This window comes from uncultured Tateyamaria sp., from assembly GCF_947503705.1.
Classification (GTDB): Bacteria; Pseudomonadota; Alphaproteobacteria; order Rhodobacterales; family Rhodobacteraceae; genus Tateyamaria.
In genome coordinates this window covers 100800-126958 of sequence record NZ_CANNES010000003.1, presented here as the reverse complement: position 1 = coordinate 126958, position 26159 = coordinate 100800, and the positions used below count along the sequence as shown (strand labels likewise).

Genomic DNA, 26159 nt, shown 5'->3' with positions numbered 1-26159 from the left:
ATTATGCCAAAGCACCCTGCCCCGCAATCGGCAAGCCTGCACTTCTTTTGGTCAAAAATATCCCGGAGGAGCCGAAGGCGGTGGCAGCGCCCCCACAAAACAAAGGAATGCTCCACATGGCGCTCGATTGGGTCGCGGGCGGTCAGATCAGGAACATCGGGCTTTAAAGGTGAAACACCGATAACGAAAGCGCGAGCGACGTGAACCGCCGCCCGCGTTCCTCCGTACCTTTGTCACATGTCCAAAGGCATGGATGCACACTGGAGGAAATAATCACTATGACACACTTGCGCAAGTTCGCCGCGATCACAGCAACGGCACTGACATTCGGCACCGCCGCTCAGGCCGCCAACATCGTCGAGATCGCTTCGGGCGATGACCGCTTCTCGACCCTGGTCGCCGCCGTCAGCGCCGCAGGCCTGGTCGAGACCCTGCAAGGCCCTGGCCCGTTCACTGTCTTTGCGCCCGTCAATGACGCCTTCGCCGCCCTGCCTGACGGCACGGTCGAAACGCTGTTGCAGCCCGAGAACAAGGATCAACTGACCAACGTATTGCTGTACCACGTGGACGACCGCAACCTGACAGCCGAGCAGATCCCCAATGGGTCGAACTATTTCAAGCCGATCCTGGCCTCTGAGCGGATTTGCATCACCAAAGGCGCGTCCGGCGTGAGCATTGCCGATGGCACAGGCGAAACCGCAAATGTTGTTATCGCCAACATTGAGGCCGACAACGGTGTGATCCACGTGATCGACAAGGTCCTGCTGCCCGGCACGCGCCCTGCCTGCCACTAAGCCGCATAGAAGTTGACCACGACACGGAAAGGCCCCGCCGCCATGGCGGGGCCTTTTGCCGTTGCGCCCTTGAAGAATCCGATGAAACCGGCAATGTCGGACCCATCCAGACAGGAGCATGCCATGGCGCTTCCGGTGCGCGAACAGTTGAAGTATTGGAGCATCGCGGCGGCGGTTTTCTTCGTGCTGCTTTATGCCCTTGGGGATCAGCTGCTGCCCTTTTTCCTGGGTGCGGCCATCGCCTATTTCCTTGATCCAATCGCCGATTGGCTCGAAGGCCGCGGATGCAGCCGCGGGCTGGCCACAGGCCTGATCACCGTGGCCGCGGTCATTGTCTTTGTCCTGGTGACGATGCTTGTGGTGCCGACCCTGGTCCAGCAAGCCATCCAGCTTTTTAATACAGCTCCCAACCTTGCTCGCGATCTGGGTGCCTTTCTGACCGAAAAATTCCCCAGCCTTCTGGATGAAGGATCGACACTGCGCCAAAGCCTCAATTCGCTGGGCCAGACGGTGTCTGATCGCGGCGGCCAATTGCTCAACTCGGCCCTGACGTCGGCAGCGAGCCTGATCAATGTCGTTGTCCTCTTTGTCATTGTGCCCGTAGTGGCCGTCTATCTGCTGCTCGATTGGGACCGGATGATCGAAAAGGTCGACGGGCTTCTGCCTCGAGATCATGCCCCCGTCATTCGCGAACTGGCCACAGAGATTGACAGGACCCTGTCCAGCTTTATCCGTGGCATGGGCACAGTGTGCCTGGTGCTGGGCACCTACTATGCCGTCGCCCTGATGCTGGTGGGCCTGCAATTTGGGCTGGTCGTCGGCTTTGTCGCGGGCCTTTTGACCTTCATTCCCTATGTGGGGGCCTTGGTGGGCGGCGCGCTGGCCATTGGTCTGGCCCTCTTCCAGTTCTGGGGTGAATGGCATTGGATCGCCGCTGTGGCCGGCATTTTCATGTTGGGGCAAGTGGCCGAAGGCAACGTATTGACCCCCAAGCTGGTGGGCAGCAGCGTGGGTTTGCACCCTGTTTGGCTGATCCTGGCCCTGTCGGTTTTCGGCGCACTCTTTGGCTTTGTCGGCATGTTGGTCGCCGTGCCGATGGCCGCCGCCCTCGGCGTCTTTGTCCGCTTTGCCATCGACCAATATCAGCAAAGCCTGCTTTATCGCGGCGTCGATGGCCAAGGCAAACCCAAGCCAAGGCCCGAGGACTAAGCCATGGCAGTCCAATTGGGATTTGACCTGCCCGCGCGTGCGGCGCTGGGGCGTGATGATTTCATGGTTGCCCCGTCCAATGCCGTGGCACTGGCCATGATCGACAATTGGCCGTCCTGGCCTTTGGCAAAGCTTGCGCTGACCGGCCCCTTGGGTTCTGGCAAAAGCCATCTGACCCATGTCTGGGCCAGCGAAGCGGGTGCGCGGATCGTGATGGCCATGGACCTGGCCGAACAAGACATCGACGCCTTGGCCCAACACCCTGTCGCCGTTGAAGGCGTGGATACGATCCGCGCCGATATGACCGCCCAGACGGCTCTGTTTCACCTGCACAACCTGCTGCACAGTGCCGCCTTGCCCCTGCTGATGACCGGTGTGGCCGCCCCCAACCTGTGGCGGCTTAGCCTGCCTGACCTCCAGAGCCGGGTGGACGCGGCTGCCCATGCCGCGCTGGACGCGCCTGATGACACGCTGTTGGGCGCGGTTCTGGCCAAGCTCTTTGCTGATCGACAGCTGACACCGCGCCCGGATGTGATCCCCTATCTTGTGACCCATATGGAGCGCAGCTTTGCCGCAGCGCGCGATATCGTGGCCACGTTGGATGCCACAAGCCTGGCCCGCAAACGGCCCATAACCCGGAGCTTGGCCGCCGAGCTGCTGGACAAGGACACCACCTCTGGGGGATAAACGTCACTCAACCGTCACACCCAGCCGCCATAAGGCCCTCATGACAAACGCCGATTTCCTGCAAGCCCCGTTTCCCGCACCCGTAGACCTGCCTGATCTGGACCCGACCGGGCCCGGGCGGTTCTTTAACCGCGAGCTGAGCTGGCTGGGCTTTAACTGGCGCGTTCTGGAAGAGGCTGCAAACCCTCGTGTGCCTCTGCTTGAACGGCTGCGGTTCCTGTCGATCTCGGCCACAAACCTGGACGAGTTTTACACCGTGCGCGTAGCGGGCCTGCGCGAATTGGCCCATGCGGGCAACACCACCCCCGCCGCTGACGGGCTCAGCCCTGCCGAGCAATTGGTGTTGATTAACGAAGACGCCCGCAACCTGATGAAAACCCAGCAGGAAACGCTGACCGCACTGCAGGCCGAAATGGAAAGCACAGGCATCTCGATCCTGCGCCGGGATGACCTGACAGACACCGAGGTCAAACATCTCGATGACGTGTTCCTGTCGCGGGTTTTTCCGGTCCTGTCGCCGCTGGCGATTGACCCCGCACACCCGTTTCCCTTCATTCCCAACACCGGCTATGCCCTCGCCCTCCAGATGGAGCGGAAATCGGACAAGCGCACCTTGCAGGCGCTGCTGCCCATTCCCGCCCAGATCGACCGTTTTGTGTCGCTGCCCGGCGATGCGATCCGGTATTTACCACTCGAAGAGTTGCTGCTGCTCAAGCTGCCCATGCTATTTCCCGGCTACAAACTGAAGGCGCATTTCGAGTTTCGCGTGCTGCGCGACAGCGACCTGGAGGTCGAGGACGAGGCCGAAGACCTGGTGCGCGAATTCGAGGTGGCCTTGAAACGTCGTCGCCGCGGCGAGGTTGTGCGCCTGACCCATTCGGCGGGCGCACCGCCCAAGCTGATGGCCGTGATCATGGACGAACTTGGCGTCAGCGACGCCGAGGTGATCGAACTGGATGGCATGATCGGCATGTCCGACCTGAGCGAGCTTGTAACTGACGCCCGATCCGATCTGCTCTGGCCCAGCTTCACGCCCCGCGTGCCGGAACGGGTCAGCGACTTTGAAGGCGACATGTTCGCGGCCATCCGCCAGAAGGACATGCTGCTGCATCACCCTTACGAGACCTTCGATATGGTGGTGCGCTTCCTGCATCAGGCGGCCATTGATCCCAACGTGGTTGCGATCAAACAGACACTGTACCGCACGTCGAAAAAATCCCCGATTGTCGAGGCGCTGTGCGAGGCCGCCGAGGACGGCAAATCCGTCACGGCCCTGGTAGAACTGAAAGCCCGGTTTGACGAGGCGGCCAACATTCGGCAATCGCGGCGACTTGAGCGTGCCGGCGCCCATGTGGTGTATGGCTTTCTTGACCTGAAAACCCACGCCAAGATCAGCACCGTGGTGCGCCGCGAGGGCAAGGAACTGGTGACCTATACTCATTACGGCACCGGCAACTACCATCCCATCACCGCCCGGATTTACACTGACCTTTCTCTCTTTACCTGCGACGCAAAGCTGGGTCGCGACGCCACCAAAGTGTTCAACTACCTGTCTGGCTATGCTCCGCCAGAGGGCCTCGACAATCTGGCCATTTCGCCCACGACACTAAAGCCGCGGCTGTTGGACATGATCGCGGCTGAAGCCGAACATGCCCGCGCGGGCAAACCTGCCGAAATCTGGGCCAAGATGAACTCGATCATCGACAGCGAGGTCATCGACGCGCTTTATGCCGCAAGCCAGGCAGGCGTGCAGATCAGTCTGGTGGTGCGGGGCATTTGCGGGCTCAGGCCGGGGATCGTTGGGCTGTCGGAAAACATCCGGGTCAAATCCATCGTGGGCCGGTTTCTGGAACATTCCCGAATTGTGTGCTTTGGCAACGGCTTTGGGCTCAACTCGAAAAAGGCGCGCGTGTTCATTTCGTCCGCTGACTGGATGGGGCGCAACCTGAACCGGCGGGTCGAGACGCTGATCGAGATTGAGAACGCCACGGTCAAGGCCCAGATCGTGAGCCAGGTGATGGCCGCCAACCTCGCTGATGTGGCGCAAAGCTGGGTCATGGGGCCGGATGGCCAGTTCACCCGACCGGATGTGCGCGAGGGCGAATTTGCCTTTAACTGCCATCGGTTCTTCATGGAAAACCCATCCCTCTCGGGACGTGGATCAGCGGGCGCTTCGGACGTTCCGCAACTCACACATACCGAGGATTAAGGGCACCCATGGGTCGGTGGGTGGGCGCTTTTCGAGCCGCAGGCGAGAAACAGAGCCACCCGCCGGGCCAATCCGCGCATTGACCCACGGCAACCCTTGGTCCATCACTGGACAAAACACATGCGCCACGGGGGGTTCATGAACGTAGTGGTCGAGCCGAAAGGCACGGATGGCGGTCTGTTCGGGCGCCCCTTGTTCGAAGACCCATCCGCACGGGCGCTGGCACGGGTCGGGGTGGTCGATGTTGGATCAAACTCGGTCCGATTGGTCGTCTTTGATGGGGCCGCCCGCTCGCCCGCTTATTTCTACAACGAAAAGATCATGTGCGCCTTGGGCGCGGGCCTCTCTGACACCGGCCACCTCAACCCAGAAGGCCGCGTGCGGGCCCTCAACGCCCTGCGCCGCTTTCAACGACTGGCGGAAGGCATGGGGCTGTCGGGCCTGTCTGTCGTGGCCACGGCGGCGGTGCGCGATGCCATCGACGGGCCCGATTTCTGCGCCGATGTGGCCCGCGAAACCGGTCTCTTCGTGCGCACAATCGACGGGCGCGAAGAGGCGCGATTGTCGGCCCAGGGGGTACTCCTGGGCTGGCCCGGATCTTACGGGCTGGTCTGTGATATCGGCGGTTCGTCAATGGAACTTGCCGCAATCTCAGGCGGCCATGTTGGCCGCCGCGAAACCTCTGACCTTGGCCCGCTGAAACTTCAAACGGTCAAGGGCGGCAAAAAGGGGCGCCGCGCGCATATCAAAACAACCGTCGAAAACCTGCACGCGGCCATGGGGACCCAGCGCGATCGGCTATTTCTGGTAGGCGGGTCGTGGCGCGCCATTGCGCGGGTCGACATGTTTCGACGTGGCTATCCGCTGCATGTGCTGCACGAATACCGCATGACGCCGCGCGCCGTCTCGCGCACGGCCAAGTTCATCGCGGATCACCCCGATCACGAGGCCCTGCGCGCCGATTGCGGCATCTCTTCGGCCCGGATGGCACTGGTCCCCCTGGCGACTGAAGTGCTCTGGCGGCTGGTCAAGACCTTCCGCCCACAAGACATCGCCGTGTCCAGCTATGGTATCCGCGAGGGTATGCTTTACGAGCAGATGCCCCAGCGGCTGCGCGACCGCGACCCACTGATCGAAGCGTGCCGATTTGCCGAGGCCAAAGACGCCCGCATGCCCGGCTTTGGCAAACTGCTCTACACTTTCATCGAGCCTCTTTTCCGCTCTGCCCCGTTCAGCCGCAAGCGGATGATCAAAGCTGCTTGCCTCTTGCACGATGTCAGTTGGCGCGCCCATCCCGATTACAGGGCCGAGGTCTGTTTCGACAACGCAACCCGTGCAAATCTGGGCGGGCTAAAGCATTCCGAACGCATCTTTTTGGGTCTGGCCCTGTTGCACCGCTATTCCAACAAGCGCGAGGGCACCCATTTCGAGGGCCTCTATGACCTGATCGACGAAAAGGCCCAGCATGACGCGCTGATCGTTGGAAAAGCCATGCGGTTTGGGGCGATGCTGTGGATGGAAAAAGATGCGGATCGGGGCGATTTCCGCTGGTTTCCGAAAAAGAAACAGCTTGAACTGCGCTTGTCACCTGATGCCATGCCCCTGTTTGGCGAAGTCGCACAAGCCCGCCTGAATTCACTGGCCGCCTCTTTGGAGGCTGAGATCAAGGTCAAGACGCGTCGCGACTAGCGGATCAGATGTCGATTGGCTCTTCGGGCTCTGCTTCGGCCTCGGGCGCTGTGTCGTTCTCGCGCGGTTTGCGACGGATGACAATGTCGCCGTTCTCCAGCATCTCGGGCGGGTGATAAACGCTCCAGTCCTCGACCTCGGCCATAAGATCGCGCAGCGCCGGACCCATCTGCGCCGTAAACGCCTCAAATGAAGCGCCAAAATCCTCTGCCAGATCTTGCAGGTTGTCCAGCGTCGGCTCCATCTCTTGCAATAGCCCCTCCATGAGCAATTGCGCGCCGCGTTCCATCAGGGACAGGCCGTCGCCCTCGTCCTGCGCCATGGCGGGCGTCGCCAACCCAAGCGATACAATCAAAATGATGCGTTTCATGGTTGTCATATGGAGCCTCACAGGTCGATGTCCAAGCTTACCGGGAAATGGTCAGAGGCCAAAACCAGCGCATCGCGCAGCGCAGGTTTGGCCCAGCAGCCCGGATCATCCAGCGGGTGCCAGATGCGCCAGGCAGGCGCGCGGGCGGCCAGATCCGGCGACACCATTATGTAGTCCAGCAAGGCTTGCAAAAACCGCTTTTCCGGCCTGATCCAGAATCGTGCCGTCGTCGGAACGGCCCCCAGCTTGCGCTGCAGCGCGCGGGCGGCATGCGGATCAAAAAGCGGCGGTGCGCCATCGGTGCCCAGAATGATCTCGACGGAGGAGCGCCCAAAGAGGTGTTCGTATTCGTCCAGGCCGGGGCCATCATTGAGGTCACCGAGAACCATCAGTGGCGTTGCCTCTTCCAGATGGGCGGCCACGCGCGCGCGCAACCAAATCGCTTGAGCCAATTGTTTGCGCCGATTGGCGATGGAAATCCGCATGACCTCATCACGGGTCTTGGCCCCGTGTGGCGCTTTGGATTTCAGATGCGCCCCAATCATGTGAAAGGCAAATCCGCTGGCGGTTTCAACGGTGAGTTCGAGGGGCGGCTTGGAAAAGACGACGGTGTCCTCGTGGGCATCAATATCCAGATCGATGGCAAAGCTGCCGTCAAAACGCGGCGCGTTCGGGCCCACCTGGGGATCGTGAATGACCGTCAGGGTGTCGGGATCGTAAAGCAATGCGATCTCTTGCTGCGTATCATTTGCGAACCCCATGACTGCCTTGCGCGCACGCAGGCCCGCAAAACCCGCGAACGCTTCAAGGGCGCGGACCGTGTCGCGGGATTTGCTGCTGTCGGGGGCCTCGACGATCATGATCGCGTCGGCGTCCAGTTCGCTGAAAACCGTGCGCAAAGCGCCGATTTGAGCCGCGCGCGTCACACCATGGCGCCCTGACCACCCGTCGTCGTCAAGCAGTGTGCCCGCATCGTCAAAAAGGCTGTTCATCCATTCGATGTTATAAGTGGCCAACCGCATCAGCGGGCACTGCTCTGGATGTCTTCCCACGCGCGGTTTATGTCGATCATGCGCTTTTCGGCGAGGCGCACCGCCTCTTCAGGCACGCCACGCGCCATCATCGCATCGGGGTGGTTTTCGCGCACCAGTTTGCGCCAGGCCAAGCGGATCTCCTCAACCGGTTGGTCCGGGGCCACACCCAGCACCGAATAGGGATCAGGCACTGCATCGGGCACAAAACGCGCCCTGAGCGCCTTGAATTCGCGGTCGGGCACCGTGAAAATCGCCGCAACCCGTTCCAGAAATGCATCCTCGTTCGGATGATAGAACCCGTCAGCCATCGCGATGTGAAACAGCCCCTCGAGAAGGTCGGTAAGCGTTTCACGTTCGCCCGAAAACATCGCATGGATGCGCGTGGCATATTCCTCAAAACCCGCCACATCTGTCCTTGCCAAATCAAAAACACGCGCAGCGCCCGCCTCATCCTTGGCCGCGATATGGAACACTTCGCGAAAGGCGGTGACCTCGTCGCGGGTCACTTGCCCGTCGGCCTTGGCCATTTTCGCCCCCAGAGCGATCACCGCGATGGCAAAGGCCACGCTGCGTTCGGGCGGCGCGCGCAGCTTGTCGAAAACGGCTGTCAGCCCCTCTCCGGCAGAGAGAGCAGACAGCGCGTCGGATATGCGAGACCAAAGTGACATGCGCGCACCCTACCGTGTGTGCGCGGCGCTGTCAGGCGGATTGAGATGTTTTTGCATCATGATCAGGTCGAGCCATTGCTGTGCCTTGCGCCCGACCTCGGGCATGTGCCCGACCTGCTGAAATCCGAGCCGCTCGTGAAAGGCGACAGCGCCGGGATTGGCACCGCTGATCCCGGCGACCATGATATGTTTGCCAGCCTCGCGCCCGTGATCCATCAAGTAGGTCATCAAAGCCCGGCCCTGACCTTGTCCTTGCGCGTGAGGGGCCAGCATCACCGTATGCTCGACCGTTGCACTATAGCCGGGGCCGTCCCGGAATGGACCGTATGTGGCGAACCCGCCCTGATCGCTCAACACAAAAACCGGGCGGGTGGTGATCAATTCCGCGATACCTGCCTGCGTTTTCGGAACCGTGGTGAAGGTGATTAGGGAGCCGTCGATGACCGCGTTCCACAGATCTGTGATCCAAGCAGCATCAACGGAGGTCGCGGGCCGGATCACAGGCTGCGGTCCCCGTGGGGTGTCGCGAACGCGGCGTGCATTGCGACGGGGCCAACTTCGACAGCGACACGGTCATCCGCAATTTGGCCAAACAGTTTCTCGCGCAAAGTCTGGCCTTGCGGATGCACGAGGGTGAACCGGCGCAGCCGGATGCCGGTGGGCATAAGCTTGCCCGCAGGATGTACGCCCGGGGGCCATTCGATCAAGGCTGGCCAAAGGTTGTCAAAAGGGGTGGTGCCTGTCTGCGACACGGCCATGCGCCAGGACAAGTCCCCGCGCCGCACGGCGACTGGTGCACCCGCACCATCCGGCATCTGTGGCAAGGCCGCGTCCATATCGTCAACAGCGCAAGCCCAGTTCGACAGGCGTGCAGGGCCCGCGAACCTGTCCAGGGCATACCAACGCGGGCGTGTGGGTGGATCGACGGCAGGGTTGGGCGCAATCACCTCAAGGTAAAGCCCATCCTCAAGCCCCATCAAAGCGTTGTGGGTCTGAAACACCGCATGTTCGCCGCCGGGCTGCATCGCGATGCCCAGTGCCGCCTCCACATGGGCTTGTGCCTCAGCCAAGCTTTGCGCGCCGACAACCAAATGGTCGAATATCATATCCTTGGCCCACCCATTGCTTGAGGACGTCCCTGAAAGGACGCCCACATTGGGGCCGATTTTACAACGATTGCAACCCTAGCTGCGCGTCTCACGGATGATCGTCAGAATATCCTGCGCTGCATCGGGGATATTCGTGCCCGGACCAAAGATCGCCTTGACCCCTGCATCGTAAAGGAATTGGTAATCCTGCTGCGGGATCACGCCGCCGCAGATCACGATAATATCCTCTGCCCCTGCGTCCTTGAGAGCCTGAACCAGTTGCGGGGCCAACGTCTTGTGACCCGCCGCCTGGCTGGAGATGCCGATGACATGGACATCGTTGTCCACCGCGTCCTGCGCCGCCTCGGCCGGCGTCTGGAACAAGGGCCCCACATCCACGTCAAAGCCAATATCGGCAAAGGCCGTCGCGATGACCTTGGCGCCCCGGTCATGACCATCCTGGCCCATCTTGACCACCAGCATACGGGGGCGACGGCCCTCGGCCTCGGCGAAGTCTTCCACCGATTTCTGGATCGCGGCAAAGCCTGCGTCGCCCTCGTAAGCCGCGCCATAGACACCAGCGAGGGTTTTAACCTCGGCCCGGTGACGCCCGAACACTTTTTCCATGGCCATGCTGATCTCTCCCACCGTGGCACGTGCGCGCGCGGCCTCGACCGCCAGTTCCAAAAGGTTTCCGTTTGTGGCCGCCCCTGCTGTCAGCGCCTCAAGGGCTGCGGTGCAGGCTGTTTCATCACGTTCAGCGCGGATGCGCGTCAGACGCTCGATCTGGCTGGCGCGAACGGCGGCGTTGTCGATATCGAGGATATCAATCGGGTCTTCCTTGTCGCGGCGGTATTTGTTGACGCCCACGATAACCTCGTCACCCTTGTCGATCATCGCCTGACGGGTCGCTGCCGCCTCTTCGATCCGCAGTTTGGGCATGCCGGAGGCCACCGCCTTGGTCATGCCACCCATCGCCTCGACTTCTTCGATCAACTCCCAGGCGGCTTCGGCCAGATCATGGGTCAGTTTTTCGACGTAATAGCTGCCCGCCAGCGGATCGACAACGTTGGTCACCCCGGTTTCTTCCTGCAAAATCAGCTGCGTGTTGCGCGCGATGCGCGCCGAATGATCTGTCGGCAGGCCGATGGCCTCGTCCAGCGAATTGGTGTGCAGGCTTTGCGTGCCGCCCAGCACCGCCGACATGGCCTCATAGGCAGTGCGGACCACGTTATTGTAAGGGTCCTGTTCGGCCAGGCTGACCCCAGAGGTCTGGCAATGGGTGCGCAGCATCGAGGATTTGGGGTTCTTGGGTTCAAACTCAGACATGATACGATGCCAGAGTAGACGAGCAGCGCGCAGCTTGGCCGCCTCCATGAAAAAGTTCATGCCGATAGCGAAAAAGAACGACAGGCGACCTGCAAATTTATCAACATCCATGCCGTTGGCGATGGCGGTGCGCACATATTCGCGCCCGTCCGCAAGGGTAAAGGCCAGCTCTTGCACCAGGTTCGCGCCGGCCTCTTGCATGTGATAGCCCGAGATCGAGATCGAGTTGAATTTGGGCATGTCCGAGGATGTGTATTGGATGATGTCCGCCACGATCCGCATCGAGGGCTCGGGCGGATAGATGTACGTGTTGCGGACCATGAATTCCTTCAGAATGTCGTTCTGAATGGTGCCCGAAAGCGCCGCACGGTCCACGCCCTGTTCTTCTCCCGCGACGATGAAACTGGCCAGGATCGGGATCACCGCCCCGTTCATGGTCATGGAGACCGACACCTTGTCCAGCGGGATGCCGTCAAACAGGATCTTCATGTCTTCAACGCTGTCGATGGCCACACCGGCCTTGCCCACATCGCCCAGAACCCGTTCGTGATCACTGTCATAGCCGCGGTGCGTCGCCAGATCGAAGGCAACCGATACACCTTGCTGACCCGCAGCGAGACCGCGGCGGTAGAAGGCGTTAGATTCCTCGGCCGTGGAAAAGCCCGCATATTGGCGGATCGTCCAAGGACGACCGGCGTACATCGTGGCCTTGACGCCTCGGGTGAATGGCCCCTCACCCGGGATGGTGCCAAGGTGATCGACCTCCGCCAGATCATCCTCGGTATAGAGCGGCTGAACCTCGATCCCTTCGAGGGTCTTCCAGGTCAGGTCGTCCAGCGGACGGCCACGCAATTCGCCTTCAGCCAGGCTGCGCCAGGCGTCTTTTTTCGATGTCATTTGGATGTCCTCTGTTCTCTGAACCGGGTGGCAGGGTGTGCCCTGCGCGTGTGCGGTCCGCATCTTCTTTCAGTGTGGCCAGGCCATTGGCCCCGGCAATCAGCCAATGCATGTCATCAGCGTATGTTTCGCGCAGGGCGGCGCGTTGTCCTATGTTAAACGGGCTCCAGCGCCCCTCGTCCTGTGCGACAGCATCAGGGTCCGAGCCGCGTTCGGACAGACACAGGCGCAAGGCGCGCGCGTCGGCACAGCGGTTGAGCCATCTTGGGTCGTCATCGCGCGGCGCCGGGCAGTCTGCGGCTGCGGAAAGGAACCGATCCGCACGATCTGTAAACCGCTCAAACGGCAAGACTTTTATTGCGGCCTTTGGGGCGGCGCAGGACACGTCCGCAACCACGTCGCGCCAACTGCGTGTGTCGCTGGCAATCTGCTCGAACTGGGCCGCATCAGGCACATCATGGCCGCGATGCACCCCGTAGGCTGCAGCGGATGTCCAGAAGTGATCAAGGGCGCGCACAGACAGCGCAACCGTGTCTATACGGTTGTCAAAGGCCGCGACATAGCGGGCAATCCGCTCTCCCACATCGGGATAAAGACGGCCCGTTCGCAGGTTGCGGCGACACGATCCCATCATGTTTTCGTCACTGATCACAAGGGTCTGCACCCCACGCTTGGAGGCTTTGTCCAGCTGCAACAAAATCCGCCCGCGCGCCCGGCGTGCTGCGTCAAGCCCCAGGCCCGGCGTCGGCTGAATGCCGGAGAAAAGCCCCTTGCGGGTACGTACGGGCCCCCAGAACCCAATGCCTGCATCCGACAATTCGGCACTGTGACGCCGCATATAGCTTTGAAAACTGGTGGTGCCGGTCCGATGTGCGCCAATGTGAAGAATAAGTCTCATGCCAGCCCTGTCCTTTTGAACGAACCCCGCATCGCGCATTTGGGCGCGCGCGGGTCGACGGACATGTGACAGATGCGGCCTTGCAGACCCATTAATGCTAAAATTGACGCGAGGACCCGTCGCAATTGGCAAAAAACCTTCTACATTGCACCCAGCAGGAGGATGCATGAAACAGCTTTTACCCATTGTTCTAGCGAGTTTTTTCGGGGTCGCAGCACAGGCAGCCGATGAGCCTGGAGCCGCCGACCCATTCGTGTATGTCGACACGGATGTGAGCGATTTGACGCAATTTGTCTGGGAAAAGCGGCCAATCATCGTCTTTGCTGACAGCCCGAATGACCCCAATTTCAGCCTACAGATGGAATATCTGCGCGACCGGGCCGATGATCTGGCCGAACGGGATGTGGTTGTTCTGGTCGATACCGACCCCCAAGCGGTGGGTCCGCTGCGCGAAAAACTACGGCCCCGTGGGTTCATGCTGGTGCTGATTGGCAAGGATGGGGGCGTGAAGTTGCGCAAACCCTTCCCCTGGGATGTCCGCGAATTGTCACGCACCATTGACAAAATGCCCATGCGCCAACGCGAAATACGAGACCGCCGGGTCGATCCGGAAGGATAAACAGCAGACATAAGCCGACAAGGCGGCGTTAACCCCGCCTCCACATCCGCAAGGTGCGGCACGCTTATGTCTGCTGTGAAAATCACTCGAATTCCATGATCACGTCGTCAACGGCCAGACTGTCGCCTGCACCTGCGTTGATCTTGGACACGACACCTTTCTTCTCGGCGCGCAGGATGTTTTCCATCTTCATCGCCTCGATGGTACAAAGCACCTGGCCCTCCTGCACTTCGTCGCCTTCGGCCACGTCCAGTTTGACGACCAGACCCGGCATCGGGCAAAGCAGCATCTTGGACGTGTCTGGCGCCGTTTTCTCTGGCATGAGCCGGGCCAATTCGGCCTGGCGCGGGGTGCGCACATGCACCTTGAGGTCCGCTCCGCGCGTTCGGATACGGAAGCCGCCTGATACTTTGCCGACTTTCAGTACCAAGGGCGCATCATCCACCGACATCACCGCCAGTTGATCCCCCGGCGTCCAATCGCCCGTCACCCGCAAAGACGTGCCATCATCAAAGCTGACCGTCGCCCCGGCGGTATCGGCCGCAATCACAACATCAAACGACACCCCCTGCACAGAGACATTCCAGTCCGAGCCGACTTTGCGCTCGTGGTTGTCCATGCGGCCCGACACACGTGCGCGGCGGATCTCGGCCACCCGGTGCATTGCGGCACAGGCGGCTGCCACACGTTGCAGGTCGGTGTCCGACAGGGTCACACCCTCGAAGCCGTCGGGATATTGCTCTTCGATAAAGGCGGTGGTCATGTCGCCCGCGATAAAGATAGGATGATCCATGACCGCGCTTAGGAAGGGCAGGTTGTGGCCGATCCCTTCAACCTCGAAACTGTCGAGTGCCACGCGCATCGCCTCAATCGCCGTGGCCCGATCCGGGCCCCAGGTGCAAAGCTTGGCTATCATCGGGTCATAGTACATGCTGATCTCGCCGCCCTCATAGACGCCGGTGTCATTGCGTACAGCAGTGGGGCCTGCGGGTGCATCGCCCTGCCACTTGCCGGTGTCCAACAGCGGGCCAGAGGCGACCTCGGACGGGGGCCGATATCGGGTCAGACGGCCGATGGACGGTAGAAAGCCGCGATATGGGTCCTCGGCATAAAGCCGGTTTTCGATGGCCCAACCCGTCAAGGTCACGTCGTCCTGCGTGATGCTGAGCTTTTCGCCTGCGGCCACGCGGATCATCTGCTCCACCAGGTCCACGCCGGTGATGAGTTCAGTAACCGGATGTTCCACTTGAAGTCGGGTGTTCATTTCCAGGAAGTAGAAGTTTTTGTCGCCGTCCACGATAAATTCAACGGTGCCTGCGCTGGCGTAATCGACCGCCTGGGCCAGGGCCACGGCCTGCTCACCCATCGCGCGGCGGGTCGCCTCGTCGAGGAAGGGGCTGGGTGCCTCTTCGACAACCTTTTGGTTGCGGCGCTGGATCGAACATTCGCGCTCGCCAAGGTAAATCCCATTGCCGTGGCTGTCACAGAGTACCTGAATTTCAATGTGGCGGGGCTGGGTCACGAATTTTTCGATGAAAATTCGGTCATCCCCAAAGCTGTTGGCCGCCTCGTTCTTTGAGCTTTGAAACCCCTCGCGGGCCTCGTCATCCGTCCAGGCGATCCGCATGCCCTTGCCGCCACCGCCGGCAGAGGCCTTGAGCATCACCGGATAGCCAATCTCATTCGAGATTTTGACGGCTTCGTCCGCGTCCTCGATCAGGCCCATATAGCCGGGCACGGTGCTCACGCCCGCCTCTTGAGCGATCTTCTTCGAGGTGATCTTGTCACCCATCTTTTCAATCGCCCCCACGGGTGGGCCGACAAAGGCGACGCCCTGCGCCTCAAGAGCCTCGGCGAATTTGCTGTTTTCACTCAGAAAACCATAACCGGGATGCACGGCCTGCGCGCCAGAGGCCTTGATCGCGTCCATCACCTTGTCAATGACGATATAAGACTGGTTGGCAGGGGGTGGGCCGATATGGATCGCCTCATCCGCCATCTGCACATGCAACGCCTTGGCATCCGCATCGGAATAGATCGCGACAGTGGAAATCCCCATCTTGCGCGCAGTCTTGATAACCCGGCAGGCGATTTCGCCCCGGTTGGCGATTAGCAGTTTTTCAAACATGGGGCCTCTCTTTGAGTGTCGTCAGAACGCAAAAACTCCGCCCGGCCACCTGCCGAACGGAGTCTATCAAGTGTGGATGGAAGCGCGTCAGACGCGCTTGTGTGTCAGCATTTGCCGGGGTTGAGCTCGCAGTAGAGCAGATTGCCAGCCGCGCCGACGGCCGCACCTGTGACGACGCTACCGCTTGTGACGGCTGCGGCACCGGCACCAACCGCGCCGCCAATGACAGCTTGTTCGCCCACTGTGTCCCCACAAGCCGCAAGGCCTGCCAGAGCGATGGTGGCCGCAAGGGTTGTTGATTTGATGCGCATGGGACTGCTCCTTGTTTTGATCCGTGGTCTGCGTCGCTAACGCTTGCCACGTCCAAGGGTTCCTGCAAATCGCAATCGAACGACATGCGATTTCGCGCAATAATCCGCCAAGCCATTGTTTTTGTACGAAAAGAGACGGGCAGCAGGGCACCGACAGGTGTCTGCTGCCCGCCAGGGGAAGGGGTACGGAAATGGTACTCAGCACCGGCAGGACTTGGGGAAGCCGATGCTGTGTCATCACGTTGGCACGCGCAGGTCAGCCACGCAAAGCCCCGTTTCAAAGCGCCCGAGAAATGAGCCGGGTTTCGCCACATCCGGGAACTCTCTGGCAAAAACGTGCCGATGGCGGGGGCAGCCGTCATGTCCAGTCCTCCTCGAACGCGTCAGGAAAGCTGGCGCGGGCCAAAGGCTCGTTTATGACCAGAAGGGCCTCGTAATCAGCCGGGTCAAAGGGGTCGGTGGCCGCAATAACCTCGCGACCAAAAAGCCACGACAAACGGCCGGCATCCAGGTTGCCGCGCTCAAACGGTTCATCCCCGAACTGCGCCCAAAGCGCCGCGAAAAAGGCGGCATCGGCGCGTTTGTCCGCCGGGCGACGGTCGGAAAAGCGCTCGCGCCGCGTGATCGCGGTGACCCCCTTGGGGTTCGGACGTCGGATGGTGAATTGGAAATCTGTTCCGGCCAATCGGCCCGGAAATCCGCGGTGTTTTAGCATGGGCTGGCCTCCGCGAAGAGGCGGTGTGTCAGGGCGGGCTCTGGCGCCCGCCCTGTGGTATTACTTGAACTTGCCGGTGTGGACGGGCTCAACGCTGATGGGCTCGGGATCGACAACCACAAATTCTTCTTGATTGTTGCGGCCGCATGCGGCGACCAGAACCATGAGGCTAACGAGGCCCAACACTTTGATGCTCTTCGACATCTGTCTCTCCTGTAGTCAACTTTGAGGCGCGCGCGGCGGCCCGCCCGATGCGAGGTAACGGAGCCTTGGGAGCTCCTTGCGCCATCCATACGGGATTTTCGGGCGAAAAGATATGGGTCCGCAAAGGCTTGCGCGGTTTGTGGCCGCAAAGCCGCATATGGTTCCCGAGAGGCTGTTTGCCTTAACACCATCAGAATTCATCCCAGATACAGGCGTTATCCACAATTCGGAACGCTTCGATAAACTGTGTGGCCTCGGGATCGGGCGAACCAAAGGCGACAGGGCGATCCATCAGGGTGATGACAATCACATCCGCAGACAGGGCAAATTCCGCCATATAGGGGCGCGCCACGCTGTCACACAGATGCACGAAATCGCCTTCGGCTTGTGCATAGGTTATTGCAGCCGCGTCCCGTGCGATCTGCGGTGCCACAAAGCGGAAACGGAGCCAAGCCTCGTTGCCAACACTGTCTTGCAGAACCTCGGTCAAGGTCAGGGGTTGCCCGGACGGCACCGTCTGGGCTGTTGCCATCAGGGGAGCCGTTAGGATCGCGGTAATAAAAGCGCAGCCCCGGAACCCGCGCCATTGCTGGCGTCCGGCTCCTCCCTCCGGGGCTGCGGCGCGCGCGGAAAACCGGCGCACTGTCTGCAGTTGCAAGCGGTTAACATGATTGGTCATCATGGTGCAACGGTTTCGGTTGTTTCAAATACGGCAGGCGACGTGATTTCAAGCAGTTCCATGTCATCGGAATGGCGCACTTCGCGATGTTTGATCCCCGGTGGCTGCAACACGCAGGACCCAGACCGCAGCGTATGTTCACCCTGCCCTTCATATTCGAAAGCGACCCAACCTTGGGTGACATAGACCATCTGGAACTCCAGATCGTGGGTGTGCCAGGTGCCGGGGCTTTCCATTCCCGGCACGGCTCGGATCACGTGCGCACCATAAGTACCCTTCGTGGCCTCGGCGATGCCGAGCTGGCGGTATTCGAAAAACGGGCGCAGCCCAGCCCCCTCAAATTTCCCATCATCGGCATGGGCGATTGTGAAAGACTGGTTTTTCCAAAGGCTCATGGCGTGATCCTTGCATGGCGCAGCCACCGGGCACGGTTGCCTGGGTGTTCAAGGACTGCATTGGCCTTGGCCTGGATTGCGGCCGCGATCTTGCCCGAGGCGCGTCCACCAGCCGTTACGGTCCAGCCCCCGGGCGTCTGATCCAGTTGCACCACTGGCGAGAACCCTCGGACGTCTTGCAGCGCCCGCCAAAGATCTTGGCGGATTTGATGGGCCAGACGGCGTGGATTGCCCTGAGGAAGCTCAGTCTGCACGGCAAAATCAAAGCGCGGCGGCAGGCGGCGCGACAGGGTCAGGCTGCCCTCGCTTTGGATGATATGCCAACCGTTGCTCATGTCGGGCGCTTTGCGATGCAGTCGATTTCAACCAGCGCGCCGACCGCGAGGGCGGTCACGCCGATGGTGGTGCGGGCGGGGCGGCGATCTTCGGGAAAGTAGGTCTGATAGGTCTCATTAAAGGCCGCATAGTCCCGCTCGAACTCCGTCAAATACGCACGGCATTGCAAGACATGGCTCAGGTCGAGGCCAAGGCCGTTCAGGATAAGCTCCAGATTGTCCATAACGCGGCGCGTCTGCGCCGCGACGCCCTCGGGAAGCGGCGCATCGGGGGCTTCCGGATCGGTCGGCATCTGCCCGGTCAGGATCACCCAGCCGTCCGTTTCCACGGCATGGGAGAATGGCGCGACAGGGCGAGGGCCGTTTGAGAGGAGGTGGAAGTCAGGCATTTGCAACAGTCTTTCTTTGCCGGTGCATCCACATGCCGATGGAACCGGTCCACATGGATGCTGGTCTGGCTCAATCCTTATCCGAAGTGTCTCACGCCACGACATCTTGCGCTGCTATAGGCCGCTTGGACGTCTACTTTGGACTGCTCCACAGGCACGAATGTGCCGGTGTTGGCGACACGCGGCCAAATCATTACCACGACAACTTGGTGAAAACTCGCGCCCACAAGTTCTGTCTGCAATGTCGGTAAGAACGCATTGCACACTGCCGTGATCCGCCTGTTTATGACACGCCTGGAGCTGTCGTGGGCACCAAACATCAGGACTCGGATCTGTCCCGCGACGTTATCGCGTGTCGAAGAACTCGCGCCGTCATCACGGGTACGCGTAGTACTGATCTCGTTTGTCCCGACATCCAGCAAACACCCTGATACCCCGTCCCCAAGGTCAAATGGTTGTTTGCCGCGACATTCCCGCTCTTGTTGGGCAACCGCAGGCAACGCACAGATCATAAATAGAATAACGGCTAAAACTCTCACGATACTCTCCCAGATGACGGTCTTTTCAGGGCGCTGAACGGACATCACAACGGAATATTGTCATGCTTTTTCCATGGCATCTTCGCCGATTTTTTCCGCAGCGATGCAAAGGCCCGACTGACCCGTTTACGCGTGGATCGCGGCTGGATCACCTCGTCGATGAACCCGCGTTCAGCAGCCACAAAGGGGTTCGCGAACCGGTCCTCGTAATCCGCCGTGTGCTGTGCGATTTTTTCGGCATCACCAAGGTCGGCGCGGTGGATGATTTCGGTCGCACCTTTGGCACCCATCACCGCAATCTCGGCCGTGGGCCAGGCATAATTGAAATCGGCGCGCAGATGCTTGGAGGCCATCACAACATAGGCACCGCCATAGGCTTTGCGGGTGATCACCGTCACTTTGGGCACCGTCGCCTCGGCATAGGCAAAGAGCAGCTTGGCCCCGTGCTTGATCACGCCGCCATATTCCTGCGTGGTGCCGGGCAGAAACCCGGGCACGTCGATCAGTGTCAGGATCGGGATGTCAAAACAGTCGCAGAAGCGGACAAAACGGGCGGCCTTGCGCGCGCTGTCGATGTCCAGAACGCCCGCCAGGACCATGGGCTGGTTCGCCACGACACCCACGGTCTGTCCCTCTAGACGGATGAACCCTGTGATGATGTTCTTGGCAAACTCTTCCTGCAGTTCGTAGAAATCGCCCTCATCCGCCAGCTTGGTAATCAGCTCTTTCATGTCGTAAGGGCTGTTGGGGTTGTCGGGGATCAGGGTGTCGAGGCTGGTTTCCACGCGGTTCGGCTCGTCAAAGAATGGACGAACAGGCGGATTTTCGCGATTGTTCGCGGGTAGGAAGTCAACGAGGCGGCGGACCTCAGCCAGCGCCTCAACATCGTTTTCAAACGCGGCGTCGGCCACGGAGGATTTGCGGGTATGGGTCGTGGCCCCGCCCAACTCTTCAGCGGTGACCTGTTCGTTGGTCACTGTCTTGACCACGTCGGGGCCGGTCACGAACATGTAAGAGCTGTCTTTGACCATAAAGATGAAGTCGGTCATCGCTGGGCTGTAGACGGCACCACCCGCACAGGGGCCCATGATAACGCTGATCTGTGGCACGACGCCCGAGGCAATCACGTTGCGCTGGAACACCTCGCCATAGCCCGCCAAGCTGTCGACACCTTCCTGAATACGCGCGCCACCGGAGTCGTTGATACCAATAACCGGCGCGCCGTTCTCGACCGCCATATCCATGATCTTGCAGATCTTGGAGGCGTGTGTGGCCGACACCGACCCGCCAAGCACGGTAAAGTCCTGGCTGAACACATAGACCATACGCCCATTGATGGTGCCCCATCCTGTAACCACACCGTCGCCTGCGGGTTTTTGCTCCTCCATCCCGAAATCAGTGCAGCGGTGGGTGACAAACATATCGAATTCTTCGAACGAGTCCTCGTCCAGCAGCAGTTCGATACGCTCGCGCGCGGTCAGCTTGCCGCGACCATGCTGTGCGTCGATCCGTTTTTGCCCGCCGCCCAGACGTGCGCCGGCGCGTCGCGCCTCAAGTTCGGTCAAGATATCTTTCATGGTCGCCCCGCTGATGGTTTGGGCCAGCATATAGACGGAATGCGCTTGCGGGAATGGCCATTGAGCATATTTGCAAACCCTATGCAGATACGCTTTTGCAAACTGCAAATATGCAAAGCACGACCCCCTGTGCATGCATGCACTGGACAGCGCACAACCTGAGGCATACGCCATGTGCATGAGCGCTGACATCAAGGTCCGGTTTCTGGACCGCACAACACCACCACATATCATTACGCTGATCCTGCTCGCAGGTATCTCGGCGATGGTCATGAACATGTTCCTGCCCAGCTTGCCGAACATGACCGAGTATTTCGACACGCAATATCAGCTGATGCAGCTATCTGTGGCGCTTTATCTTGCGGTTTCAGCCATCATGCAGACCGTGATTGGGCCGGTCTCTGACAATCTTGGGCGACGCAAGGTTTTGATGTGGGGCATCGGCCTCTTCATGCTGGCCACTTTGGGTTGCATCTTTGCGCCTACTGCTGAGATATTCCTGTTCTTCCGGATGTGCCAGGCGATCATCGCCGTGGCCATGGTGCTGAGCCGGGCCATCATTCGGGATCTCTATGACCAGGAACAGTCGGCCTCCATGATTGGCTACGTGACCATGGGGATGGCGGTTGTGCCCATGATCTCGCCCGGATTGGGCGGTCTGTTGGACGAGGCACTGGGTTGGAAATCGGTCTTTTGGTTCTTTTTCCTCTGTGGCGGCTTGCTGCTGTGGCTCGTTTACTCGGACGTGGGCGAAACGGCGCGTCCGTCATCCAAATCGCTGATTGGGCAGTTCCGCGAATACCCCGAGTTGCTACGCTCACCGCGTTTTTGGGGGTACTCGCTCGCAGCAGCGTTCTGCTCAGGCTCGTTCTTTGCCTATCTCGGTGGCGCGCCCTTTGTCGGCACCGAAGTGTTTGGCATGTCGCCCGCTGTGCTTGGCTTCTACTTTGGTGCACCTGCGGTGGGATATTTTGTCGGCAACTTCCTCAGCGGGCGGTACGCCACTCGGTTTGGCGTGAACCGTATGGTCTTGTGGGGATCGCTGGCAAACGGGATTGGCACGTTCTCGTCCTTGATGATCTTCGTCGCGGGGCTTGGCACGCCACTCAGCTTTTTCGGGATGATGACATTTGTGGGACTGGGCAACGGCATGGTGATCCCCAACGCGACCGCGGGCATGTTGTCGGTGCGCCCGCATCTGGCGGGCACTGCATCCGGCCTCGGCGGGGCGATCATGATCGGCGGCGGCGCGGCACTTTCGGCCTTGGCCGGGTTCCTCTTGACCCCTGAGACGGGGGCCTTCCCCTTGCTCTTGATCATGTGCGTTACAGGGATTTGTGCCCTCTTGGCCATTGCGGCCGTCTATCGGCGTGAACGGCGCCTGCGGCTCGCCTGAGGGTTGCGCGCCCGGCTTTGCAAACCTACCCTGCCCGAACTGCAAACTTGCAAAATAGGATTCGGATGGCGGCACCTAAACTCTATGCCGGGGCGAAACTGCGCGAGGTCCGCACACGCATTGGCCTGACCCAAAAGGACTTTGCCGCAAAGCTGGGCGTGTCCCTGCCCTATCTCAACCAGATGGAAAACAACAATCGGCCGGTGAGTACCTCGGTGGTGTTGAGCCTGGCACAGGAATTCGGGCTGGACGTGACCGAATTGAGTTCCGGCGATGGCGAGCGTCTGGTGTCGGACATGCGCGAAGCGCTTGCCGATCCCGTGTTTTCGGGGGATATGCCCCCCATGGCCGACCTTCGATTGGCCGCCTCGAACGCGCCGGCATTGGCGCATGCCTTTCTGGAATTGCACCGCAGCTACCGCCAGACCCACGAACGCCTGGCCTCTCTTGATGAGGCTCTGGGTCGCGAGGACGCGCGCGCGCGGCCCAGCCCCTGGGAAGAGGTGCGGGACTTCTTTCATTACTGCGACAACTACATCGACGCAGTAGATCGCGCCGCCGAACACTTTGCCACCGCCGAGGGGCGTCATGGCAACATTCGTGTTGGAGCGGTATCGGCGCTGTCAAACGCAGGCGTGAAGGTTGCTTTTGACGACATCGACACGCTGCGCCGCTATGATAGCGCAGCGAAAGTCCTCCATATTTCCACCCGCGCCGCTCATGAAAGCCAGACCTTTCAGATGCTTTTGCAAGTGGCCCTGATCCGCCAGAACGCTCTGCTCGAAGCAACGCTCGACCTCGCCCGATTTCAAACAAACGAGGCCCGCGCCATCGCCAAGATCGGTCTTGCCAACTATTTCGCAGGCGCGACCCTCATGCCCTATGGCCCGTTCCTGCAAGCAGCCCAAGATACACGGCACGATCTGGAAAGGCTCGCCACCAGCTTTGGCGCATCCATCGAACAGGTGTGCCACAGGCTGTCGACATTGCAACGTCCCGGGGCGAAAGGCATCCCGTTCTTCTTTGTCCGGGTTGATCAGGCAGGCACAATCACCAAGCGGCACTCGGCCACGCGGCTGCAATTTGCGCGGTTCGGCGGGGCCTGTCCGCTCTGGAATGTGCATCGGGCCTTTGAACAACCCGGACAATTCTTACGTCAGCTGGCCGAAACGCCGGACGGTGTTCGATATGTCAGTCTGGCGCGGGACGTATCCAAGGCGGCAGGCCGCTTTGGCGCGCCCACGCGTCGCTATGCGATCGCATTGGGTTGCGAGGTAAAGCACGCGCCAAATCTGGTTTATGCCGACGGGATGGACGTGGGTCGAGCCGAAGCCTTTGAGCCCATCGGGATATCTTGCCGGATTTGCGAGCGGAAGACCTGCCACCAACGCTCTGTCCCGCCGCTGGAGCGTCAATTGTCGGTTGATCCAGACACCCGCGATGTACTGCCCTATGCGGTGAATTGAGGCGGGACCGATCAAGATGTGCCTGACGCGTCCAATCACCCTCTAAGGCGCAGGTGTCCTGCGCCATGCTACCGTCTGGCCGCGCGCCACCCTGCGTTTTGCGCCTCTGCGGTTGAACAAAACCAACGCTCCCCCCGCCTCTCGTTGATCCCCGTGCGGTCATAGAACTCCTGACCGGGCACGTGAAAAATCCGACCGTTGTTCGAGATATTGCCCTTGATCACGCAATCTGGATCAACCGGTACGCGGCCCTTGACCCGCATCGCCCGAAACGCGGCGGGCGATTGTACCCGGAGCCCATGCAGGCCCTGCCCATTCACGAAGGCGGCCTTTTCGGTCAGATCATAATCCATGCCATAGCGCCGAAACGCAAAGGCCCAGCCCTGAGCTACGATCGCCTCACCCATATCTGCACCAGACACTTCGCAGGTCGCGACGATGCGGTCATACCGGTCGACGTCACGCGCTGTGCAGGTGGCATGCGCGCCCTCAAACCGCTCGCGGATCTGCGCGGCCACCCATGCGCCGCAACCAAAGGCGATCCCGAGCTCGGTTTCGCAGGTCTGGTCCATTTCGGGCGCGTCGATGGCGTGCAAACGTATCCGTAAGTCCCCGACATCGATGGTATCCCCATCAATCACGCGGACGTGGCCAGATATCTGGGCTGTGGCAAAACCGGGCCACAGGACCAGAACGAAAACGCAACAAACTCTTAACATTTCCTTAATGTGGGGAAGCGTCGTTAAGATTTCAAACGATTTCGCGCGCCATGATTAACGTTGCGCAGTTTCCCAGTCAGGATGAATCCAAGGCTGATCATTGCTGCGCGCCAGAGGATCGCGACCCAGAATATGATCGCTCATCTTTTCGCCCATCATGATCGAAGGGGCGTTCAGGTTGCCATTGGTAATCCGCGGAAACACCGAACTGTCCACAACGCGCAAGGCGTCCACACCGATCACACGGCCCTGCGGGTCCACAACCGCCTGAGGGTCATCGGCCCGCCCCATGCGGCAGGTGCCGCAGGGGTGGTAAGCGCTCTCGGCATGTTCGCGGATCACATCATCCAATTCCGCATCGGATTGCGCCGCAGCGCCCGGCTGGATCTCGTGTTTCACAAAAGGCTCAAACGCCTCTTGGGCAAAGATTTCGCGGGTCAGCCGAATGCAGCGTCGGAAGTCTTCCCAATCCTGCTCAGTGCTCATGTAATTGAAGCGGATCAACGGATCATCCTTGGGATCGCCCGACCGCAGGGTCACCGACCCGCGCGACGGCGAACGCATTGGCCCGGTATGGGCCTGAAACCCGTGCCCCTCAGCCGAGGCCTTGCCGTCATAGCGCACGGCAATGGGCAGGAAATGGTATTGTATGTCAGGATACGGCACGCCTGCCTGACTGCGGATAAAACCGCAGCTTTCGAACTGGTTCGAGGCCCCAAGCCCCTTGCCGGTAAAGAGCCACTGCGCCCCGATCACCGCCTTGGACAGCAGGTTCCAGTGCTTGTAGAGCGTAATGGGCTGTTTGGAAGCCATTTGGATATACATCTCAAGGTGGTCTTGCAGGTTTGCACCCACGCCGGGCCGGTCTGCCACAACGTCGATCCCGTGCTGGGCCAGATGGTCCGCCGGGCCAATGCCGGACAGCATCAGGATTTTGGGCGAGTTGATCGAAGAGGCCGCCAGGATGACCTCGCGCCGCGCGCGCACGGTCTTTCCCCCGGCCAGAGCCACACCAACGGCACGACCCTCCTTAATAATAACGCGCTCGACAAGCCCACGGATCAGGCCGCAATTCTCGCGCTTCAAAGCGGGTTTCAGATAGGCGTTGGCCGCCGACCACCGCACGCCCTTGTGCACGGTCTGCTCGAACGGGCCAAACCCTTCCTGCTTTTGTCCGTTGTAGTCATCGGTGACTTCATAACCCGCTTGCCGACCCGCCTCGACAAAGGCGGAGAACAGGGGATTGTCGCGCGGCCCACGAGTCACATGCAGCGGGCCGTTGGTGCCGCGCCAGGCCGGGTCGCCCCCGTGCCCGCCATCATCCCAGCTTTCCATCCGCTTGTAATAGGGCAATACATCCGCATAGGACCATCCATCGGCCCCTGCCTCGGCCCAATGGTCGAAATCCATGGCGTGGCCGCGCACATATACCATCCCGTTGATGGAGGATGATCCGCCAATGACCTTACCGCGGGGACAGGCCAGACGCCGATTGCCCAGATGGGGCTCAGGCTCGGATGTGTAGCCCCAATCATATTGCTTCATGTTCATGGGATAGCTCAGGGCCGCGGGCATCTGGATGAAGGGGCCTGCATCTGTGCCCCCATGCTCAATCACCAACACCGATTCCCCCGCCTCGGCCAAGCGGTAGGCCACGGCGCAGCCCGCGCTGCCTGCGCCGACAATCACAAAATCTGCTTCCATATCTCACCTGTCACGGATGCCGCGCGGCGCGGGGTGTTGCGCCGCAGCCATCCTCAGTCGAAAATCAAAACCGCTGCTGCGCGGGTCACAACGCCCTTTTTGGAGCGTGGG

27 protein-coding genes are annotated in these 26159 nt (G+C 60.5%); 8 read left to right on the top strand and 19 right to left on the bottom strand.

What is annotated here, in order from left to right; genetic code table 11:
• Positions 1 to 278: 278 nt before the first annotated feature.
• Positions 279 to 794: a fasciclin domain-containing protein gene (locus tag Q1A44_RS09220; protein ID WP_299623350.1), complete on the top strand. Its 516-nt coding sequence runs from the start codon at positions 279 to 281 to the stop codon at positions 792 to 794.
• Here Q1A44_RS09220 and Q1A44_RS09215 read toward each other — a convergent pair.
• On the bottom strand, positions 791 to 919 hold the full coding sequence (locus tag Q1A44_RS09215) for a hypothetical protein (protein ID WP_299623346.1): 129 nt from the start codon (positions 917 to 919) through the stop codon (positions 791 to 793). The two genes, Q1A44_RS09220 and Q1A44_RS09215, sit on opposite strands and share 4 nt — an antisense overlap.
• Here Q1A44_RS09215 and Q1A44_RS09210 point away from each other — a divergent pair.
• The 4 genes from Q1A44_RS09210 (at position 918) to Q1A44_RS09195 (ending at position 6588) form a co-directional block, all read left to right on the top strand.
• On the top strand, positions 918 to 2003 hold the full coding sequence (locus Q1A44_RS09210; RefSeq protein ID WP_299623342.1) for an AI-2E family transporter: 1086 nt from the start codon (positions 918 to 920) through the stop codon (positions 2001 to 2003). The two genes, Q1A44_RS09215 and Q1A44_RS09210, sit on opposite strands and share 2 nt — an antisense overlap.
• A gap of 3 nt (positions 2004 to 2006) precedes the next feature.
• Positions 2007 to 2690, top strand: coding sequence for a chromosomal replication initiator DnaA (locus Q1A44_RS09205; RefSeq protein WP_299623338.1), 684 nt, complete (start codon positions 2007 to 2009; stop codon positions 2688 to 2690).
• 40 nt (positions 2691 to 2730) lie between these two features.
• Positions 2731 to 4899, top strand: coding sequence for an RNA degradosome polyphosphate kinase (locus Q1A44_RS09200; RefSeq protein WP_299623334.1), 2169 nt, complete (start codon positions 2731 to 2733; stop codon positions 4897 to 4899).
• Between the two features lie 138 nt (positions 4900 to 5037).
• Entirely contained in the window at positions 5038 to 6588 is a 1551-nt protein-coding gene (locus Q1A44_RS09195; protein ID WP_299624226.1) for a Ppx/GppA family phosphatase, read from the top strand.
• Between the two features lie 4 nt (positions 6589 to 6592).
• Here Q1A44_RS09195 and Q1A44_RS09190 read toward each other — a convergent pair whose 3' ends face one another.
• The 7 genes from Q1A44_RS09190 to Q1A44_RS09160 form a co-directional block, all read right to left on the bottom strand.
• Positions 6593 to 6958 (bottom strand): hypothetical protein, encoded by a 366-nt coding sequence (locus Q1A44_RS09190; RefSeq protein WP_299623331.1) that lies wholly within the window; start codon positions 6956 to 6958, stop codon positions 6593 to 6595.
• A gap of 17 nt (positions 6959 to 6975) precedes the next feature.
• Positions 6976 to 7980 (bottom strand): endonuclease/exonuclease/phosphatase family protein, encoded by a 1005-nt coding sequence (locus tag Q1A44_RS09185; RefSeq protein ID WP_299623327.1) that lies wholly within the window; start codon positions 7978 to 7980, stop codon positions 6976 to 6978.
• A complete protein-coding gene (locus tag Q1A44_RS09180; protein ID WP_299623323.1) occupies positions 7980 to 8660 on the bottom strand; it encodes a molecular chaperone DjiA in 681 nt (226 codons plus the stop codon). The genes Q1A44_RS09185 and Q1A44_RS09180 overlap by 1 nt, the downstream gene beginning before the upstream one ends.
• A 9-nt stretch (positions 8661 to 8669) precedes the next feature.
• Positions 8670 to 9161 carry a GNAT family N-acetyltransferase gene (locus Q1A44_RS09175; RefSeq protein WP_299623319.1) on the bottom strand — a complete coding sequence of 164 codons (492 nt, stop codon included), beginning with the start codon at positions 9159 to 9161 and terminating at the stop codon, positions 8670 to 8672.
• Entirely contained in the window at positions 9158 to 9766 is a 609-nt protein-coding gene (locus Q1A44_RS09170; protein ID WP_299623315.1) for a VOC family protein, read from the bottom strand. Before Q1A44_RS09170 ends, Q1A44_RS09175 begins: the two co-directional genes overlap by 4 nt.
• 78 nt (positions 9767 to 9844) lie before the next feature.
• Positions 9845 to 11974, bottom strand: coding sequence for a methylmalonyl-CoA mutase (gene scpA, locus Q1A44_RS09165; RefSeq protein WP_299623311.1), 2130 nt, complete (start codon positions 11972 to 11974; stop codon positions 9845 to 9847).
• Positions 11937 to 12872 (bottom strand): hypothetical protein, encoded by a 936-nt coding sequence (locus Q1A44_RS09160; protein ID WP_299623308.1) that lies wholly within the window; start codon positions 12870 to 12872, stop codon positions 11937 to 11939. Before Q1A44_RS09160 ends, scpA begins: the two co-directional genes overlap by 38 nt.
• Before the next feature lie 166 nt (positions 12873 to 13038).
• Between Q1A44_RS09160 and Q1A44_RS09155 the strand changes: the two genes are divergently transcribed.
• Positions 13039 to 13491 carry a DUF4174 domain-containing protein gene (locus tag Q1A44_RS09155; RefSeq protein WP_299623303.1) on the top strand — a complete coding sequence of 151 codons (453 nt, stop codon included), beginning with the start codon at positions 13039 to 13041 and terminating at the stop codon, positions 13489 to 13491.
• A gap of 82 nt (positions 13492 to 13573) precedes the next feature.
• Here Q1A44_RS09155 and Q1A44_RS09150 read toward each other — a convergent pair whose 3' ends face one another.
• From Q1A44_RS09150 to Q1A44_RS09110, 9 genes are all read right to left on the bottom strand, one after another.
• Positions 13574 to 15619, bottom strand: a complete 2046-nt coding sequence (locus tag Q1A44_RS09150) for an acetyl/propionyl/methylcrotonyl-CoA carboxylase subunit alpha (protein WP_299623299.1) — start codon at positions 15617 to 15619, stop codon at positions 13574 to 13576.
• A gap of 104 nt (positions 15620 to 15723) precedes the next feature.
• On the bottom strand, positions 15724 to 15930 hold the full coding sequence (locus Q1A44_RS09145) for a hypothetical protein (RefSeq protein WP_299623296.1): 207 nt from the start codon (positions 15928 to 15930) through the stop codon (positions 15724 to 15726).
• A gap of 358 nt (positions 15931 to 16288) precedes the next feature.
• Positions 16289 to 16645, bottom strand: coding sequence for a hypothetical protein (locus Q1A44_RS09140; protein ID WP_299623293.1), 357 nt, complete (start codon positions 16643 to 16645; stop codon positions 16289 to 16291).
• 60 nt (positions 16646 to 16705) lie between these two features.
• The gene (locus Q1A44_RS09135; protein WP_299623289.1) at positions 16706 to 16849 is read right to left on the bottom strand and encodes a hypothetical protein; all 144 of its coding nucleotides are present in this window, start codon (positions 16847 to 16849) and stop codon (positions 16706 to 16708) included.
• A 190-nt stretch (positions 16850 to 17039) separates the two neighbouring features.
• Entirely contained in the window at positions 17040 to 17531 is a 492-nt protein-coding gene (locus Q1A44_RS09130) for a DUF6497 family protein (protein ID WP_299623287.1), read from the bottom strand.
• Positions 17528 to 17923, bottom strand: coding sequence for a cupin domain-containing protein (locus Q1A44_RS09125; RefSeq protein ID WP_299623283.1), 396 nt, complete (start codon positions 17921 to 17923; stop codon positions 17528 to 17530). Before Q1A44_RS09125 ends, Q1A44_RS09130 begins: the two co-directional genes overlap by 4 nt.
• Positions 17920 to 18258: a hypothetical protein gene (locus Q1A44_RS09120; protein ID WP_299623280.1), complete on the bottom strand. Its 339-nt coding sequence runs from the start codon at positions 18256 to 18258 to the stop codon at positions 17920 to 17922. The genes Q1A44_RS09125 and Q1A44_RS09120 overlap by 4 nt, the downstream gene beginning before the upstream one ends.
• Positions 18255 to 18647, bottom strand: coding sequence for a RidA family protein (locus Q1A44_RS09115; RefSeq protein WP_299623276.1), 393 nt, complete (start codon positions 18645 to 18647; stop codon positions 18255 to 18257). Before Q1A44_RS09115 ends, Q1A44_RS09120 begins: the two co-directional genes overlap by 4 nt.
• A gap of 583 nt (positions 18648 to 19230) precedes the next feature.
• Positions 19231 to 20763: an acyl-CoA carboxylase subunit beta gene (locus tag Q1A44_RS09110; RefSeq protein ID WP_299623273.1), complete on the bottom strand. Its 1533-nt coding sequence runs from the start codon at positions 20761 to 20763 to the stop codon at positions 19231 to 19233.
• Positions 20764 to 20941: 178 nt separating this feature from the next.
• Here Q1A44_RS09110 and Q1A44_RS09105 point away from each other — a divergent pair, with 178 nt between their 5' ends.
• Together Q1A44_RS09105 and Q1A44_RS09100 are read left to right on the top strand one after the other, a co-directional pair.
• Positions 20942 to 22159 carry a multidrug effflux MFS transporter gene (locus Q1A44_RS09105; RefSeq protein ID WP_299623269.1) on the top strand — a complete coding sequence of 406 codons (1218 nt, stop codon included), beginning with the start codon at positions 20942 to 20944 and terminating at the stop codon, positions 22157 to 22159.
• Positions 22160 to 22224: 65 nt separating this feature from the next.
• Positions 22225 to 23625 carry a short-chain fatty acyl-CoA regulator family protein gene (locus Q1A44_RS09100; RefSeq protein ID WP_299623265.1) on the top strand — a complete coding sequence of 467 codons (1401 nt, stop codon included), beginning with the start codon at positions 22225 to 22227 and terminating at the stop codon, positions 23623 to 23625.
• A gap of 68 nt (positions 23626 to 23693) precedes the next feature.
• On the opposite strand, the gene Q1A44_RS09095 is transcribed toward Q1A44_RS09100, so the two are convergent.
• The gene (locus Q1A44_RS09095; protein ID WP_299623261.1) at positions 23694 to 24344 is read right to left on the bottom strand and encodes a thermonuclease family protein; all 651 of its coding nucleotides are present in this window, start codon (positions 24342 to 24344) and stop codon (positions 23694 to 23696) included.
• 54 nt (positions 24345 to 24398) lie between these two features.
• Positions 24399 to 26048 carry a choline dehydrogenase gene (gene betA, locus Q1A44_RS09090; protein WP_299623258.1) on the bottom strand — a complete coding sequence of 550 codons (1650 nt, stop codon included), beginning with the start codon at positions 26046 to 26048 and terminating at the stop codon, positions 24399 to 24401.
• Between the last annotated feature and the right edge of the window lie 111 nt (positions 26049 to 26159).

Bases quoted from the DNA above. Each gene is read 5' to 3' on its own strand.
- Q1A44_RS09220 (WP_299623350.1), top strand. From the start codon at position 279: ATGACACACTTGCGCAAGTTCGCCGCGATCACAGCAACGGCACTGACA.
- Q1A44_RS09210 (WP_299623342.1), top strand. From the start codon at position 918: ATGGCGCTTCCGGTGCGCGAACAGTTGAAGTATTGGAGCATCGCGGCG.
- Q1A44_RS09215 (WP_299623346.1), bottom strand. From the start codon at position 919: ATGGCATGCTCCTGTCTGGATGGGTCCGACATTGCCGGTTTCATCGGA.
- Q1A44_RS09205 (WP_299623338.1), top strand. From the start codon at position 2,007: ATGGCAGTCCAATTGGGATTTGACCTGCCCGCGCGTGCGGCGCTGGGG.
- Q1A44_RS09200 (WP_299623334.1), top strand. From the start codon at position 2,731: ATGACAAACGCCGATTTCCTGCAAGCCCCGTTTCCCGCACCCGTAGAC.
- Q1A44_RS09195 (WP_299624226.1), top strand. From the start codon at position 5,038: ATGAACGTAGTGGTCGAGCCGAAAGGCACGGATGGCGGTCTGTTCGGG.
- Q1A44_RS09190 (WP_299623331.1), bottom strand. From the start codon at position 6,958: ATGAAACGCATCATTTTGATTGTATCGCTTGGGTTGGCGACGCCCGCC.
- Q1A44_RS09185 (WP_299623327.1), bottom strand. From the start codon at position 7,980: ATGCGGTTGGCCACTTATAACATCGAATGGATGAACAGCCTTTTTGAC.
- Q1A44_RS09180 (WP_299623323.1), bottom strand. From the start codon at position 8,660: ATGTCACTTTGGTCTCGCATATCCGACGCGCTGTCTGCTCTCTCTGCC.
- Q1A44_RS09170 (WP_299623315.1), bottom strand. From the start codon at position 9,766: ATGATATTCGACCATTTGGTTGTCGGCGCGCAAAGCTTGGCTGAGGCA.
- scpA (WP_299623311.1), bottom strand. From the start codon at position 11,974: ATGACATCGAAAAAAGACGCCTGGCGCAGCCTGGCTGAAGGCGAATTG.
- Q1A44_RS09160 (WP_299623308.1), bottom strand. From the start codon at position 12,872: ATGAGACTTATTCTTCACATTGGCGCACATCGGACCGGCACCACCAGT.
- Q1A44_RS09155 (WP_299623303.1), top strand. From the start codon at position 13,039: ATGAAACAGCTTTTACCCATTGTTCTAGCGAGTTTTTTCGGGGTCGCA.
- Q1A44_RS09150 (WP_299623299.1), bottom strand. From the start codon at position 15,619: ATGTTTGAAAAACTGCTAATCGCCAACCGGGGCGAAATCGCCTGCCGG.
- Q1A44_RS09145 (WP_299623296.1), bottom strand. From the start codon at position 15,930: ATGCGCATCAAATCAACAACCCTTGCGGCCACCATCGCTCTGGCAGGC.
- Q1A44_RS09140 (WP_299623293.1), bottom strand. From the start codon at position 16,645: ATGCTAAAACACCGCGGATTTCCGGGCCGATTGGCCGGAACAGATTTC.
- Q1A44_RS09135 (WP_299623289.1), bottom strand. From the start codon at position 16,849: ATGTCGAAGAGCATCAAAGTGTTGGGCCTCGTTAGCCTCATGGTTCTG.
- Q1A44_RS09130 (WP_299623287.1), bottom strand. From the start codon at position 17,531: ATGATGACCAATCATGTTAACCGCTTGCAACTGCAGACAGTGCGCCGG.
- Q1A44_RS09125 (WP_299623283.1), bottom strand. From the start codon at position 17,923: ATGAGCCTTTGGAAAAACCAGTCTTTCACAATCGCCCATGCCGATGAT.
- Q1A44_RS09120 (WP_299623280.1), bottom strand. From the start codon at position 18,258: ATGAGCAACGGTTGGCATATCATCCAAAGCGAGGGCAGCCTGACCCTG.
- Q1A44_RS09115 (WP_299623276.1), bottom strand. From the start codon at position 18,647: ATGCCTGACTTCCACCTCCTCTCAAACGGCCCTCGCCCTGTCGCGCCA.
- Q1A44_RS09110 (WP_299623273.1), bottom strand. From the start codon at position 20,763: ATGAAAGATATCTTGACCGAACTTGAGGCGCGACGCGCCGGCGCACGT.
- Q1A44_RS09105 (WP_299623269.1), top strand. From the start codon at position 20,942: ATGAGCGCTGACATCAAGGTCCGGTTTCTGGACCGCACAACACCACCA.
- Q1A44_RS09100 (WP_299623265.1), top strand. From the start codon at position 22,225: ATGGCGGCACCTAAACTCTATGCCGGGGCGAAACTGCGCGAGGTCCGC.
- Q1A44_RS09095 (WP_299623261.1), bottom strand. From the start codon at position 24,344: ATGTTAAGAGTTTGTTGCGTTTTCGTTCTGGTCCTGTGGCCCGGTTTT.
- betA (WP_299623258.1), bottom strand. From the start codon at position 26,048: ATGGAAGCAGATTTTGTGATTGTCGGCGCAGGCAGCGCGGGCTGCGCC.